Source organism: Pseudomonas sp. E315, assembly GCF_055406205.1.
Map to the genome: position 1 here is coordinate 382627 of NZ_JBUZPJ010000001.1, position 14443 is coordinate 397069.

Annotated in this window: 10 protein-coding genes; 8 read left to right on the forward strand and 2 right to left on the reverse strand. The window is 58.6% G+C overall.

Translation table 11 applies throughout. The annotated features are described in order from the left end of the window. Window positions 1–3: 3 nt before the first annotated feature. The 3 genes from ACZRJQ_RS01935 (at window position 4) to ACZRJQ_RS01945 (ending at window position 5563) form a co-directional block, all read left to right on the forward strand. On the forward strand, window positions 4–2394 hold the full coding sequence (locus tag ACZRJQ_RS01935) for an efflux RND transporter permease subunit (protein ID WP_463976983.1): 2391 nt from the start codon (window positions 4–6) through the stop codon (window positions 2392–2394). Window positions 2395–2415: 21 nt separating this feature from the next. After that, window positions 2416–3798 carry a DUF1329 domain-containing protein gene (locus ACZRJQ_RS01940; RefSeq protein ID WP_463976721.1) on the forward strand — a complete coding sequence of 461 codons (1383 nt, stop codon included), beginning with the start codon at window positions 2416–2418 and terminating at the stop codon, window positions 3796–3798. A gap of 121 nt (window positions 3799–3919) precedes the next feature. Then, entirely contained in the window at window positions 3920–5563 is a 1644-nt protein-coding gene (locus tag ACZRJQ_RS01945) for a DUF1302 domain-containing protein (protein ID WP_463976722.1), read from the forward strand. Between the two features lie 1191 nt (window positions 5564–6754). Here the strand turns inward: ACZRJQ_RS01945 and ACZRJQ_RS01950 are convergent. Continuing rightward, entirely contained in the window at window positions 6755–7939 is a 1185-nt protein-coding gene (locus ACZRJQ_RS01950) for an acyl-CoA dehydrogenase family protein (protein WP_463976723.1), read from the reverse strand. Continuing rightward, window positions 7936–9108, reverse strand: coding sequence for an acyl-CoA dehydrogenase family protein (locus tag ACZRJQ_RS01955; protein ID WP_463976724.1), 1173 nt, complete (start codon window positions 9106–9108; stop codon window positions 7936–7938). Before ACZRJQ_RS01955 ends, ACZRJQ_RS01950 begins: the two co-directional genes overlap by 4 nt. A gap of 247 nt (window positions 9109–9355) precedes the next feature. On the opposite strand from ACZRJQ_RS01955, the gene ACZRJQ_RS01960 reads away from it, so the two are divergent. From ACZRJQ_RS01960 to ACZRJQ_RS01980, 5 genes are read left to right on the forward strand one after another with little or no spacing between them, the layout of a single operon-like run. Continuing rightward, entirely contained in the window at window positions 9356–10120 is a 765-nt protein-coding gene (locus tag ACZRJQ_RS01960) for an enoyl-CoA hydratase family protein (RefSeq protein ID WP_463976725.1), read from the forward strand. Window positions 10121–10130: 10 nt separating this feature from the next. Then, window positions 10131–11285, forward strand: a complete 1155-nt coding sequence (locus ACZRJQ_RS01965) for an acyl-CoA dehydrogenase family protein (protein WP_463976726.1) — start codon at window positions 10131–10133, stop codon at window positions 11283–11285. An 8-nt stretch (window positions 11286–11293) separates the two neighbouring features. Further along, a complete protein-coding gene (locus ACZRJQ_RS01970; RefSeq protein ID WP_463976727.1) occupies window positions 11294–12352 on the forward strand; it encodes an acyl-CoA dehydrogenase family protein in 1059 nt (352 codons plus the stop codon). 3 nt (window positions 12353–12355) lie between these two features. After that, the gene (locus ACZRJQ_RS01975) at window positions 12356–13507 is read left to right on the forward strand and encodes an acetyl-CoA C-acetyltransferase (protein ID WP_463976728.1); all 1152 of its coding nucleotides are present in this window, start codon (window positions 12356–12358) and stop codon (window positions 13505–13507) included. Window positions 13508–13532: 25 nt separating this feature from the next. Continuing rightward, window positions 13533–14411 carry an SDR family oxidoreductase gene (locus ACZRJQ_RS01980; RefSeq protein WP_463976729.1) on the forward strand — a complete coding sequence of 293 codons (879 nt, stop codon included), beginning with the start codon at window positions 13533–13535 and terminating at the stop codon, window positions 14409–14411. Window positions 14412–14443 lie beyond the last annotated feature (32 nt).

A 14443-nucleotide genomic window follows, 5' to 3' on the forward strand; every position in this document is an offset into this window, starting at 1 on the left:
TTGATGCAGCGTTTTGTTGACCGCTGCGCTGACCAATTGATGGCCAAGCGTAAAGTGTTGCTTGGCGTCTTCCTGCTGATCACCCTCGGGCTGGGTTACAGCGCGACCCATGTGCGGCTTGATCCGGGCTTTAACAAGCAGATCCCGGTGCGCCATGACTACATGCTTAACTTTTTGGAATTTAGTCGGATCTTCACAGGCGCCAACCGCCTACTGGTGAGCGTGCACTGGAAAGGTGAGGGTGATATTTACAACCCACAGTTCCTTGAAACCTTGCAGCACGTTACAGACGACGTGTTCTTCATCTCTGGCGTCAGCCGTCCCAGCGTTACCTCTTTGTTTACCCCCAACGTGCGCTATATCGAGATCACCGAAGACGGTTATGTCGGTGATTTAGTCGTACCGCCGCAATACGCGGCGACAGCACAAGACTTGCAGCAAGTGCGCAGTAACGCCGCGCGTTCAGGGCAAATCGGACGCTTGCTCGCTAATGACCTGAAATCCGCCATGGTTCGTGCCGACTTGCAGGACGTTGATCCCAAAACCGGGCAGCCCGTGTCTTACGTCGATGTTGCCCGCAGCCTTGAAGACATTCGCGCCAAATACAGCAGCGCTGATATCGACATCAACATCGTCGGTTTTGCCAAGTTGGTGGGTGATGTGGTTGAGGGGCTGAACACGGTCATCGGTTTTTTTGCCGTCGCATTTCTGATCACGGGCCTGCTGCTGTGGGTGTATTCGCGCTCGTTACGTTTGACCCTGGTGGCGTTGTTTGTGGCCTTGTTGCCCGTGATTTGGCTGTTGGGTTTGTTGCCCTTACTCGGCTTGGGGATCGACCCGATGTCGATTTTGGTGCCGTTTTTGATCTTCTCGATTGGCGTGTCCCACGCCGTGCAAATGACCAATGCCTGGAAGCAGGAAGTGTTGGCGGGCAGCAATTCAGTCAATGCCGCTAAAACAGCGTTTAGCAAGATATTCATTCCCGGTGCGTTGGCCCTGCTGATGAACGCGCTGGGCTTTGGCGTGATCATGCTGATTGATATTCCCATCGTTCATGAGTTGGGCGTAACAGCGTGCATCGGCGTGATGTTGATGATCATCACCAACAAAATGATGCTGCCGTTGATCATTGCTCACCTGAGCCTTGAGCCTCGCTCGCTCACGGCACGTGCGCAACTGCCCCATCAGCGCCACCCGCTGTGGTGGCGCCTGTCTGCATTGGCCACACCCGGCCCGGCGCTGTGGGTGTTTGCAATCAGTTTGTTGTTGCTGGGTGTCGGCGCGATCAAGGCCCGACAACTGCAAATCGGCGACATTGGCACTGGGGCCCCCGAGCTGCGAGCCGACTCGCGCTACAACCAGGACAACCAAAAGATCATCAGCAGCTACTCCATCGGGCTGGACGTGCTGTCGGTGTTTCTGACGGTTGCTGACCGTAGCGAAGCCTGTCTCGACCCTGCCGTGATGCGCGCTGTTGAGACCTTCGATTTCAACATGCGTGAAGTCCCCGGCGTGCAGTCGGTACAGAGCGTGGCGGGCATGAGCAAGCAGGTGATTGCCGGCAACAACGAAGGTAATCCGCGCTGGGCCGCGATTCCGGGGTCAGCTCAAGGCTTGCAGCAAGGTGCGTATGCCTATTCGCCTGACTCGGGGCTGGTCACCGACGGCTGCCAGCAAATGCAAATCCTAGTGTTTTTGACTGACCATGAAGGCAGCACCGTCGCTCAGGCGCTGGAGGCGGCAAAGCGGATTATTGCCGATATTCAAGTGCCCGGCGTCTCGTTCAAGTTGGCGGGCGGCAATATTGGCGTCATGGCGGCGTCCAATGAGGCCGTCAAGCAGGCTGAAGTGGTAATGCTGGCAGCTTTGTTCTTGTCGGTGGCGTTGTTTTGTTTGCTGACCTTCCGCTCATTGCGTGCAGTGCTGTGCATTCTGGTGCCGCTGGCGATTGTTGCGGTGCTGTGCAACGCGCTGATGGCGCTGCTGGGTATCGGCCTTAAAGTGGCGACCTTGCCCGTGATGGCGCTGGGAGTTGGTGTTGGCGTGGATTACGGGATCTACCTGTACGAGCGCATCGAGCACGAAATGGCCGAGGGGCAAAACCTGCGAGAGGCGTTCTACCGCGCCATGTGCCAGCGCGGTACAGCGGCAGTGTTTACCGCCGTCACCATGTCGCTGGGTGTGTGTACCTGGGTGTTTGCGCCGCTCAAGTTCCAGGCCGACATGGGCTTGCTGTTGGCGTTCATGTTTATGGTCAACGTGCTCGGCGCGATCTTTTTGCTGCCCGCGTTAGCGGCGTGGTTCAACCAGGGCAAACCATTGGTTGTGGCGCGCCCCCCTGCGGCCGCGGTTCAAAGCCATCTTCAGCGGCGCAGTTGCGCGATTCTGGATTAATAACAACAAGGAGAACCCCCCATGCGACGCATCACTCACATGGGCGGCTGGCTGTCAGTCGCTCTGGCTTTGCACAGTTACAGCGGGCTGACCCAAGCCCAGGCGCCCGCCGACCAAATCGCCCGACTGGGCAAGGACTTGACGTGCGTGGGCGCGCAACAGGCGGGGAATGCCGAGGGCACCATTCCAGCGTTTGGCGGCCAGTGGCTCGGTGCGGCGCCGGGCATGAAGTTTGAAGGCACGGGTAAGCACCCGATTGACCCTTACCCGACTGAAAAACCACTGTTTGTGATTACTGCGCAAAACCTTGACCAGTACGCGGCGCATCTGTCTGAAGGGCAAAAAGCGTTGTTCAAGCTCTATCCACAAAGCTTTCGCATGCCGATTTACACCTCACACCGAGACTTCCGATTCTCGGACACAGTGTGCAAGGCCACGCTTGAAAACGCCTCAGTGGCCAAGTTGGTAGACGAAGGCGAGGGCGTGGTTGCGCGCACCGGCGGTGTGGCGTTTCCGATCCCGCAAAATGGTATCGAACTGCTAAAAAACGCTTCGCTGTTTACCGTGCGTGCCTGGACTGAGGAGTACACCTCAGACAACGCCTACGTGCTCAAGGACGGAAAAATAAACTGGGGCCGCGTGCATTCGCGCAACCTGGCACCCGGCCTGGAACCCGGGAAAATTGGCGATACCACAGGCAACTCATCGTTCTACCTCAACGAGACCTTGCTGCCGCAGCGTGACAAGGGCGAAATCAACACCGGTACCGAATACTGGAACGACAAGACCGAGCCTCGCCAAAGCTGGCGCTATGACCCTGGCACCCGTCGCGTCAGACAATCACCAGGCTACGGTTTTGACATGGCGTTCCCGGGCTCTGGTGGGTCGATTACCGTCGATGAAGTGCGCATCTTCAACGGCTCGGCTCAGCGTTATAACTGGAACATCGTCGGCAAAAAAGAGCTGTACATCCCCTACAACACGGCCCGTTTGCACGCCAACACCCTCAAATATGCCGATTTGCTGCCACCGGGGCACATCAACCCCGACAACATGCGTTACGAACTGCACCGGGTGTGGGTGCTTGAAGGCGTGCTCAAGCCCGGCAACCGTCACCTGTATGCCAAGCGCACGATGTACATCGATGAGGACAGCTGGTTTCCGATCATGGGTGACAACTACGACAACCGGGGTGAGCTGTGGCGTACCTCGATGGTCAACTACTTCTACGCCCCTGAAACCCAATCGTGGCAAGCCGGAGTGGGCCTGTATCACGACTTGAACGCCGGCACTTACCTGGCCTTCAACTTGATCAATGAGCAACGCAACGGCTACAGCCTGAACAAAAGCGGCTTTGCGCCGGGAGACTTCGGCCCAGAAGCTGCGCGGCGGGCTGGCAAATAAACCTGTAACGACTTCACACCGTCATCTGTCGAACCTGCCGCAGGCCTGCCTGCGCGCAGTCGGCTGGGCGGTGGTTGAAGCACGCTGGACATGAGCACAACAAAAACAAGAGGAGCAGGGCATGTTTAAGCACGATTGGTGCGTAAAGCGCGGCGCTTGGCACGTGGTGGGTTGCGGGTTGTTGGCAGGTGTCAGTGGCGGCTGGGTACAAGCGGCGCCGACCATTGAGCTGGGTGAAAATACCACGCTGGACTCATCACTGACGGTCAACTACACCGCTTCGATGCGTACGGCCAAGCCCGACCATGAGTACCTCAATGACATCAACTACGACGACGCCACGCGTAACTTTAAGCGCGGTGCGTTGATCAATAACCGTGTCAGTGTGTTTGGCGAGTTGATGCTCAAACACGAAAACCTTGGTGCTGTCCTTCGCGGCAGTCACTTCTACGACGAGGTCTACCACCAGCGCAACGACAACGACTCGCCCGACACCGTCAACAAAACCGGGCGTTACAACGACTTCAGCCAAGACACGCGAAAACTCAGCGGCAGTAAGGCGCGCTTGTTGGATGCCTACGTCTATGGTGATTTCACTGTGAACGACGACCAGTACCTGTCGCTCAAAGCCGGACGGCATTTGGTGGCGTGGGGCGAGAGCTTGTTCTGGCCCAACATCAGCCAAGGCCAGGCGCCGGTTGACTCGACCAAATTCAACGTCCCCGGCACAGAGGCCAAAGACGCCTACTTGCCCGTGGGCCAGGTTTCTGGCTCGTGGTCGATCAACGAAGATTTGGCCTTACTGGGCTTCTACCAATACAAATGGGAAGAAACTCAGCTCAACCCGGTGGGTGATTACTTTGGCAGCGACACCTTTGGCCCCGGAGCTGAGTTTTACCGGTTAGCGCCGGGCATCATCCAGACCTTGCCCGACCCCCAGTTTCGCGCCGTGGGCTATGGTGGTTCGGTCAAGCCGGGCAACAGTGGAGAGTGGGGCATTGGCACCCGTTATCGGTTGACCCAAAACACCGAAATTGGTCTGTTCCACTATCGCTATCACGACCGGGTGCCAGCGTTGTTCTTCGACTTCACCGGGCAAACCCATTACTCCTCGCTGAACAAAGTGGGCGGCCACGGCAATGGCCCGAGTTACCAACTGGGTTACTTCGATGACATCAAACTGACGGGCGCGAGTTTCACCACCAAAGTGGGGGATTCGGTGCAGTTTGCTGGCGACCTGAGCTACCGCGATGGTGCCGCCGTATACCTGAGCAATGGCGCTCCGGCCCGAGGTCAAGTGTGGCAAGGCAACCTGAATGCGGTGTACATGATTGGGCCGACATTCATGGCTCAACAAACCACTCTGATGGCCGAAGTGGTTCATCAGCGGATTCAAGGGGTGGATGACCTGACCATCACCGGAGGGGGCGCCGGAACGGATGGCACCTTCAATAAATTTGTCTACGACGGCCAGACCCGAGGCTCTAGCCTGTTGGGGATCGGCACTTACTTTGACCATCCCAACGTCTTTGATGGCTGGGACTTGACCACCAAAGCCACCTGGACACAAAACATCGATGGCAGTGCTTATTCAGGCTTGGGCCGTGCGGAGAAGCGCCTGACGCTGGGCGGGGATTTCAAGTATCTGGGTAACTTTCAGTTGGGGCTTACCTACGTTGCTTACCTGAGTTCGGCCAACATTGCTGAGGGCCGGACAATGGCTGACCGCGATTATGTGTCGTTTAACGGCAAGTACACGTTTTGATTGGATGTTGGGATCGGTTAAAGCATGGGGGCTGCTGAGGGCTGCGAGTTTTTGATGGTTTGGGTTGAGTTTGGGGGCTTATCCATTAGGGGCGCCACGGCAGCCTATGTTTGATAAACGTATCAACCCGTGGGAGCTGCCGTAGGCTGCGATCTTTAGATGGTTTTGGTTTTGGTTTGGGTACATATCCATTGGGGGCGCCACGGCGCTCTACGGGTTCCGCCCTTACGGCGGGTCCCTTTTGGCAAACAGCCCCAAAAGGAACCAAAAAGGCCTTGCCCCAGCGTACGGCCTTCGCTGCGCTCAGGTTCCCTCGCTCCAGTTCCGCTGCGTGGGCACGCCGTGACGGGCCATCCTTGGCCCAACACGGCTCTCCCGGCTTCCTGCCGGGAGACCCACTGCGCAGAACCTACGCTCGGCCTCCCGAAGGGGCCTGAAGATCAAAAACAAAAGCAAAAGCAAAAGCAAAAGCAGGAGCAGAAGTGCAGAAGTGCAGAAGTGCATTTGATTTAAAAAATTAACTGCGGCCACCCAATATTCCAGCCGACTCAAAAGCCCCTTTCCAGCCGGCCGAATGGAATCGTTGCGCAGTGGGTAACCCGGCAGGAGCCGGGTTAGCGCTATAGGGCATGGATGCCCGTACGGCGCGACCCATGGAGCGGCGATGGAATGAGGGAACCTGAGCGCAGCGAGGGCCAATGGAGGGGCAAGACTTTTTGGTTACTTTTGAGGCGTTTGTCAAAAGTGACGCGCCGTAAGGGCGCAACCCGTAGAGCGCCGTGGCGCACCGATTGGATATGCACCCAAACCAACCCAAACCATCGAAAGATCGCAGCCTACGGCAGCTCCCACGGGTTGATACGTTTATCAAACATGGGCTGGCGTAAGGGCGCAACCCGTAGAGCGCCGTGGCGCCCCCAATGGATATGTACCCAAACCCAAACCAAAACCATCAAAAGATCGCAGCCTACGGCAGCTCCCACAGGTCGATACGTTTATCAAACATGGGCTGGCGTAAGGGCGCAACCCGTAGAGCGCCGTGGTGCACCCATTGGATAAGCCCCCAAACCCAACCAAAACCACCTAAAGATCGCAGCCTACGGCAGCTCCCACAGGTCGATACGTTCATCAAACATGGGCTGGCGTAAAGGTGGAGACCGAGCGGCGGCACATCCAACAACATAAAGAGACTTAACGAGGTTCTCGCGGCATGCCCAACGCTCGCTCGGCAATGATATTGCGTTGAATCTCATTGCTCCCCCCGTAAAGCGTGTCCGCGCGGGTAAACAAGAACAACGCTTGCAGGCGCGTCAGTTCATAGGGCGCTCCCGCCAACAGCTCTGCCTCTGGCCCCAGTACATCCATCGCCAATTTGCCCAATTCAAGGTGCCAGGTCGACCACGCCAGCTTATAGATCGTCGCCTCGGGTCGCAGGCTGCCATCTTGGGTACCAGACAACATGCGCAACGAGTTGTAGCGCAACACCCGTAACCCGCTCCAGGCCTGAGCAATGCGCTGGCGCAGGAGCGGGTCATATGCCGCGCCATTGGCCTTGGCAATACGCACCACTTCATCCAGTTCGTTTTGAAACTGCATCTGCTGGCCCAGCGTTGAAACGCCACGCTCAAAACCCAGCAAGGCCATGGCAATCTTCCAGCCATCACCAGGTTGGCTAATCAGGTTGTCGGCCGAGGTGTGTGCTTGGTCGAAAAACACCTCGTTGAATTCACTGGTGCCCGTCAGTTGTTGAATGGGCTGCACGCGAATACCCGGCTGATCCATCGGCACCAGTAAAAATGACAGGCCGCGATGACCGACACTGCCTGGCTCCGTGCGGGCGAGTACAAAGCACCAGTCCGACTCGTGGGCCAAGGATGTCCAGATCTTTTGCCCGCTGATCAACCATTGCCCAGTGCCTGCGTCCAGTTGTGCACGCGTTTTGATGTTGGCCAGGTCTGAGCCCGCGCTGGGTTCGGAGTAGCCCTGACACCAAAAATGCTGTCCGGCCAAAATCGGGGGCAAGAAGCGTTGCTGTTGCTGCGGTGTACCGAAGGCGGCCAGTGTGGGCCCCACCAGACCTTCGCCGATATGGCCCATTCGCCCCGGCCCTCCGGCGCGGGCGTACTCTTCAAAAAAAATCACTTGTTGGTTGATGCTCAGCCCGCGGCCGCCATGTTCAGTGGCCCAACCGGCACCAATCCAATTGCCCTTGGCCAGCTCTTGCTCCCACGCTTTACGCAATGCAGGGGCAAAGTCTTCATCGCCGGGGCCGCCACGAAAACGCAAGGCCGCGAATTCGCCGCACAGGTGGCGCTGCATCCACTGCGCAACGTGTTGGCGAAACTGCTCATCTGCTGGGCTAAAGCCAATGTTCATGACCACTCTCCGAAGATCTGTTTAGCCAGTTGCTCACGGTGAAAAGTGGGGCTGCCGAGCAGTTGTTCGCTGGCCCGCGCCCGTTTGAAATACAGGTGCGGGTCGTACTCCCACGTAAAACCGACACCGCCATGCAACTGGATCGACTCGCTTGCACAGCGAAAGAACCCTTCGCTGGCATGAATTTTTGCGGTTGACCCAGCCTCGATTAATTGCCGCTGAGCGCTTGGGTCGCCGTCGATATTCAGGCATTCATCGGCAATGCAGGCGGCGTAATAACTGGCGGAGCGGGCGCATTCGATCGCCAGCATCAGGTCGGCACAGCGGTGTTTGATGGCCTGAAAACTAGCAATGCTGCGGCCAAACTGCTCGCGACCACTGATGTAGGTAAGGGTCATGTCCAGTGCTTGTTGAGCGCCGCCGGTTTGCTCGGCGGCGAGGCCAATGCAGGCGATGTTGAGCACGTCACGCAGCATTGGCCAGCCAAGACCGGGCTCACTGAGCAGGTGCTCATCATTGAGTTCAACATTGGTCAGCTCAATCGTGGCCAGTCGTCGCGTTTGGTCCAGTGTCGGGACGCGTTGGCGCGTGACCCCGCGGGTATCGGCGGGAAGGGCGAACAAGCGAATACCCGCTTCGCCCACGCTGCCCGGCGTGCGTGCCGCGATGATCAGCAGGTCGCAGTCGGCACCATCAATCACATGCAGGTACTGACCATTGAGCCGGTAACCCTTGGCGTCGCTCTGTGCGTAAACCTGAACGCCACTGTCGTCCCAGCGCTGGGCGCTGGTGTAGGCCAGACTGGCGCTGACTTCGCCCGCAGCAATCAATGGCAACCAGTGATCCTTGAGCGCTTGGTTGTGGCTCAGCAGCAGTGCAGGTGTTGCGACGCAACAGGTGGCGTAGAACGGTGAAGGTAGCAGGCAGCGGCCCAATTGCTCTTGTAGCAAGCACACTTCGACAAAGCCCAGGCCCAGCCCGCCGTATTGCTCGGGTATCGCCAGCGCGGGCCAATACAGTTCGCGGGCAATGCGCGCCCACGTATCGGGGTTGTGCCCCAGCTCACTGGCCATCGCCGCGCGCACGGCACCGGAACTGGCGGTCTGCGCCAAAAAGCGTTCGGCAGACTGCTGAATCATTCGCTGCTCTTCAGTCAGGGCAAGCTCCATAAAGCGCCTCGTCGTAAACGTACGGATAAAGGCGTGAGCATGAAATCCAGTCACCGGCCTGCAAACCTTGAGCCGGACTAGTCCGTTTGGGCGTGCTCGTCAGGGTGCTCGGCCGGGGCGCTGCACGACCCCGTGAAGCCCTGAATGCGGGCGCTTGGCGGGCTGTTTGTTTAGTCTCAACGGACGATGATCAACCTGCGTGCGCTTCCCATACTGCTCCCCAGCCATTGCCAACCCAGGAGCACACGTGAACAGCGCAACCCATACCGCATTTCACACCAGCATCGACGCAGGCGTCGCGGAGCTGGTGATCGACCGCCCGCCCGTCAACGCCCTCGACAGTCAGGAATGGCTTGATCTGGCGCACACCATTGAAGTGCTGGGCCTTAACCCTGAGGTGCGGGTGATTGTTATCCGTGCCGAAGGCCGAGGTTTTTGTGCCGGGGTAGATATCAAAGAACTGGACGCTCATCCCGAGCGCATCGTGACCGTTAACGCCGGTAACTACGCCACCTTTAAAGCGGTGCACCGCAACCCGGTGCCGGTGATCGTGGCTGTGCATGGTTTTGTGCTTGGCGGCGGGATTGGCATCACCGGGGCCGCCGACATTGTTGTGGCATCCGACTGCGCGACTTTTGCTCTGCCTGAGGTTGATCGTGGCGCGATGGGGGGTGGCGCGCATTTACAGCGTTTGTTTCCGGTGCAAAAGGTGCGTTACCTATTTTTTACCGGCGACAAGATTGGTGCTGTCGAGGCCCAACAATACGGCTTTATCGAGCGTGTAGTGCCGCGCGAACAGTTGCGCGAAACCGCGCTGCAAATCGCTCACAAAATTGCCCGTAAAAGCCCGGCCATGATCCGCATCGCCAAAGAAGCCTTGAACGGCATTGAAGACGGCAATCTGGAAGACAAGTACCGCTGGGAACAGGGTTTTACGCTGCAGGCTTACAACAGCGCGGACTCCGCCGAGACCCGTCGAGCCTTCGTTGAAAAACGCGACGCTACGTTCTGAGGAGCTGACGATGGATCTGACTTACTCCCCCAAACAAAAGGCCTTTCGCTTGGAAGTCCGACAGTGGTTAGCGGCTAACTTGCCGGCCAAACCACTGGCCAGTTATGACACCCGTGAAGGGTTTGAGCAGCATCGGCAGTGGGAAGCCAAGCTGTTTGAAAGCCGTTTGTCGATGGTCATGTGGCCCACCGAGCTGGGAGGGCGCGGCTGCGACCTGATCGAGTGGCTGATTTTTGAAGAAGAGTATTACGGTGCTGGGGCGCCGATGCGGGTCAACCAAAATGGCCAGTTGTTGCTCGGGCCGACGTTGATGGAATTCGGCACCCAAGCTCAGAAAGAACGCTTTTTGCCGCGCATGGCCGCCAGTGCTGACATGTGGGCTCAAGGTTGGTCTGAACCCAATGCGGGTTCTGATATGGCCGCCATCACCAGCAAAGCCACTCGCGATGGCGACAGCTATGTGCTCAACGGCCAGAAGACTTGGTCGACCCGTGCAATTTATGCCGATTGGTTGTTTGGCTTGTTCCGCAGTGATCCGACGTCCAGCCGCCATCACGGTTTGTCATTTGTGATGGTGCCGCTCAACGCACCGGGCGTGACTGTGCGACCGATCAAGGCGCTCAACGGCAAGGATGCGTTTGCCGAAGTGTTCTTTGATGACGTACGCATCCCGCTTGAAAACCGCATCGGCGATGAAGGGCAGGGCTGGCATGTGGCGATGGCCACCGCAGGTTTTGAACGAGGTTTGCTGCTGCGCTCACCCGCGCGCTTTCAGTACACCGCCCGCAAGCTGGTTGAGTTGTACCAAGCCAACCGTGCCAGCGCAGACCGTGACCCAAGCATGGGCGATGCCGTGTGCAAGGCCTGGATGGACGCGCAAGCGTATGCCTTGTCTGCCTATCACACCGTGGGCCGCTTAAGCCGGGGCGCACAGATTGGGGCCGAGTCGAGCACCAATAAAATCATCTGGTCTGAACTGGATCTGCGCATGCACGACACAGCCATGCGCATTCTCGGCGCCAGTGGTGAGCTGACAGGCACAGCCGCAGACGGCCACGACTGGCTAGAAGGCTTCCTGTTTGCTCAGGCGGGGCCGATCTACGCCGGAACCAACGAGATTCAGCGCAACATCATTGCCGAGCGCATGCTCGGCCTGCCGAAGTGAGGGCGGGTATGGACTTTACCTTTAGCGATGATCAGCAAACGTTCCGCGAGGCCATCAGCCGCTTTTTGATGACCGAAGCCGCCCCGGAAATGCTCCGTGAAATCTGGGAAACCGACGTGGGCCGCTCACCCGACCTGCGCAACAAAATTGCCGAACAAGGGCTCACGGCCCTGTCAGTGCCCGAGGATTTTGGCGGGTTGGGCATGGATGACGTGGCGTGGGCGCTGATGACCCAAGAGCTGGGTTATTACGCCATCCCCGACTCCCTCGCCGACACCGCTTATGTGGCCAGTGCTTTGATTACGGGGTTACCACCGGCCACCGCCCAGCGCGCCGAGTGGTTGGCGCGCATCGTCGATGGCAGCCTGCGATTGGCCATTGGGCACCCCACCAACCCGCTGGTGGCCGATGCCGCCCATGCCGAATTATTGCTGTTGGCACATGGCGATGAAGTTCACGCCGTGCCCCGGGCTCAAGTAGATGTGCAAGCCCATACCAGCCTTGATGCGTCGCGCAGGCTGGGGCACGTCAGTTGGCAGCCGAGTGCTGCTACTCGTGTGGCCGAAGGCGAGTTGGGCCGCGAGTTGTGGGCACAAGCGCTGAACCGTGGTGCGTTGTCAGTGGCCGGGCAACTGCTCGGGTTGGCCCAGCGCATGCTGGATTTGTCCGTGGACTACGTGGCGCAGCGCAAACAGTTCGGTAAGCCGATTGGCAGCTTTCAGGCCGTCAAACATCACTTGGCAGACGTTGCCACCCAACTTGAGTTCGCCAAACCGGTGCTCTATCGCGCCGCTTACGCCCTGGCTCATAGCGAAAAAGATGCCTCAGTGTGGGTGTCCCAGGCGCGATTGGCCTGTTGCGACGCCAGTTGGCTGGCTGCGCGGCACGGCATTCAGGTGCATGGGGCGATGGGTTACACCTGGGAAGTGGACTTGCAAATGTTTATGAAGCGCGCCTGGGCGTTGGACAACGCTTGGGGCGACCGTGCGCTGCACAAAACCCGTGTGGCTGAACATGTATTGAGCGGCGCGGTGCCCTTGGGCCCCGGCCACACGTTCGAGGATTGATCGATGGCCCAAGCTTATATTGTTGATGCACTGCGCAGCCCGACCGGTAAGCGCAAGGGCGGGCTGGCCCATGTTCACGCCATTGATTTGGGCGCCCATGTGCTCAAGGCGTTGGTGCAACGCAACCCGATCCCGGCCAATGAATACGACGACGTGATATTCGGTTGCGTGGACACCATTGGTTCGCAAGCCGGGGACATTGCTCGCACCAGTTGGCTGGCCGCCGGTTTACCGCTCAACGTGCCGGGCACCACCATTGACCGCCAATGTGGTTCGTCACAGCAGGCGCTGCATTTTGCTGCACAAGCGGTGATGAGTGGCACCCAGGATGTGATCGCGGTGGGCGGGGTGCAAACCATGACCCAAATCCCGATTTCATCCGCGATGCTGGCGGGGCAGCCGCTGGGTTTTAGTGACCCGTTTTCGGGCAGCAAAGGGTGGCAAGCGCGATTTGGTAATCAGCCGGTCAACCAGTTCTACGCCGCCCAGCGCATTGCCGATCATTGGCACATCAGCCGCCAACAGATGGAAGCCTACGCGCTAGAAAGCCATCGCCGGGCCTTGGATGCGATTGCCGGACGACGTTTTGTAAACGAAATCGTGCCATGCGAAGGCGTGTGGGACGACGAAACTCCGCGTCACACCAGCCTCGCAAAAATGGCTGAGTTGGAGCCAGTGTCGGCAGAATTCCCCTCGATCACTGCTGCGGTGTCCAGCCAGACCTGCGATGCCTCTGCTGCGTTATTGGTGGTGTCCGAGGCGGCTCTAAAACGCTACGGCCTCACGCCACGGGCGCGGATTCATCACTTGTCGGTGTTGGGCGACGATCCCATCTGGCACCTCACGGCACCCATTGCCGCGACGCGTGCGGCATTGAAAAAAGCCGGCATGACGATCAACGACATTGATTTGGTTGAGATCAACGAAGCCTTTGCCTCGGTGGTCATGGCGTGGGCCAAGGAGCTGGATTACGACCCTGCCAAAACCAACGTCAACGGCGGTGCGATTGCACTGGGTCACCCGCTGGGTGCCAGTGGCGCGCGTTTGATGACCAGCTTGCTCAATCAGCTTGAGTACACGGGGGGCCGTTATGGCTTGCAAACCATGTGCGAAGGCGGCGGGCAAGCCAACGTGACCATTATTGAGCGCCTCTGAGTCGCCAACCAACAGGAGCAAGCACATGGCTATTTGTGAAGGACGCACCGTGATCATCACCGGCGCAGGCGGCGGTTTGGGCCGGGCGTATGCGCTGGCCTTTGCCGAGCAAGGGGCCAACGTGGTGGTCAACGACATTCGTCGCCAAGCGGCTGAACAGGTGGTGGGTGAAATTCTTGAGGCGGGTGGTCAAGCCATCGCCAACGCCGATGACATCACCACCGTTGCCACGGCGCAGCACATTGTTGATGCCGCGTTGGCTGCATTTGGTGAAGTACATGTACTGGTCAACAACGCAGGCATTTTGCGTGACCGGATGTTCATCAGCCTCAGCGAAGAAGAGTGGGACGCGGTCATGCGAGTCCACCTCAAGGGCCACTTTTGCTTGGCCAACCTCCTCGGCAAGCGCTGGCGCGATCAGGCCAAAGCGGGTCAGCCGGTGGATGCGCGAATTATCAACACCAGCTCCGGCGCAGGCTTGCAGGGTTCGGTGGGGCAGTCCAACTACAGCGCGGCCAAAGGCGGGATTGCCGCATTGACGCTGGTGCAAGCGGCTGAGCTTGCGCGTTATGGCGTGACCGTCAACGCCTTGGCTCCGGCGGCTCGAACCTCCATGACCGAGAGTGCAATGCCGGATGTGGTGAAAAAGCCTGAAGACGGTGGCTTTGACGCATGGGCACCGGAGAACGTTGCGCCATTGGTGGTATGGCTGGGCAGCAGCCTGTCACGGGATGTCACTGGGCAAATCATCGAGAGCCAAGGTGGGCGCTTGTCGTTGGGCGATGGCTGGCGTACCGGTGTAACACGCGACAAGGGTGCGCAATGGCAGCCGGAAGAAGTGGGCGTCGCCATGAGCCAGATCCTCGCCGAAGCCCCGAAACCGCAACGGGTGTGGGGCACTTAAAACAGCATAAAACCCCTGTAGGAACTGGCGCA

Bases quoted from the DNA above. Each gene is read 5' to 3' on its own strand.
- ACZRJQ_RS01950 (WP_463976723.1), bottom strand. From the start codon at position 7,939: ATGAACATTGGCTTTAGCCCAGCAGATGAGCAGTTTCGCCAACACGTT.
- ACZRJQ_RS01970 (WP_463976727.1), top strand. From the start codon at position 11,294: ATGGACTTTACCTTTAGCGATGATCAGCAAACGTTCCGCGAGGCCATC.
- ACZRJQ_RS01955 (WP_463976724.1), bottom strand. From the start codon at position 9,108: ATGGAGCTTGCCCTGACTGAAGAGCAGCGAATGATTCAGCAGTCTGCC.
- ACZRJQ_RS01945 (WP_463976722.1), top strand. From the start codon at position 3,920: ATGTTTAAGCACGATTGGTGCGTAAAGCGCGGCGCTTGGCACGTGGTG.
- ACZRJQ_RS01965 (WP_463976726.1), top strand. From the start codon at position 10,131: ATGGATCTGACTTACTCCCCCAAACAAAAGGCCTTTCGCTTGGAAGTC.
- ACZRJQ_RS01940 (WP_463976721.1), top strand. From the start codon at position 2,416: ATGCGACGCATCACTCACATGGGCGGCTGGCTGTCAGTCGCTCTGGCT.
- ACZRJQ_RS01980 (WP_463976729.1), top strand. From the start codon at position 13,533: ATGGCTATTTGTGAAGGACGCACCGTGATCATCACCGGCGCAGGCGGC.
- ACZRJQ_RS01935 (WP_463976983.1), top strand. From the start codon at position 4: ATGCAGCGTTTTGTTGACCGCTGCGCTGACCAATTGATGGCCAAGCGT.
- ACZRJQ_RS01975 (WP_463976728.1), top strand. From the start codon at position 12,356: ATGGCCCAAGCTTATATTGTTGATGCACTGCGCAGCCCGACCGGTAAG.